This is a genomic window from Cobetia sp. SIMBA_158 (assembly GCF_046566945.1).
Taxonomy (GTDB): domain Bacteria; phylum Pseudomonadota; class Gammaproteobacteria; order Pseudomonadales; family Halomonadaceae; genus Cobetia; species Cobetia amphilecti.
The window spans coordinates 1-388 of record NZ_JAWJYL010000096.1 but is presented as its reverse complement, the minus strand read 5'-3'; the positions used below and the strand labels follow the sequence as shown (position 1 = coordinate 388).

The window sequence follows — 388 nt, the reverse complement described above, 5'->3', positions numbered from 1 at the left end:
GATCACAGAGAAATGGAGTCAGCTTTCTTCATGGTTCAATAATAACGTGTGGCTGCCTATTTATAACTTTGCAGTACCAATCATCAACTTTGTAGTTGGTGTTTTTGTCGTTGCGTGGGAAGTGATTAGTACCGTATGGGGAGCTGCATCGACATGGTTCATGGACAACGTATGGACTCCTTACGGACAAATTGCGGTTGTGGCAATCACTCTTGTGTGGAACAAGATCACCGAATTATGGGAATGGATAAAAATCACCTGGTCCGTTTTCTCGGCATGGTTTATGACATATGTCTGGGAACCGTTTGGATCAGTGGCAATTGAAGCCATTGTAGGGGTGTGGAATAAACTAACCGAGTTCTGGAATTGGGTTCAATTCGTATGGGGC

1 protein-coding gene is annotated in these 388 nt (G+C 44.1%); it reads left to right on the top strand.

The window, feature by feature from the left end:
- Positions 1-388: hypothetical protein (locus R2R70_RS19140; RefSeq protein WP_410978771.1), on the top strand; the 388-nt coding region annotated here is incomplete at both ends.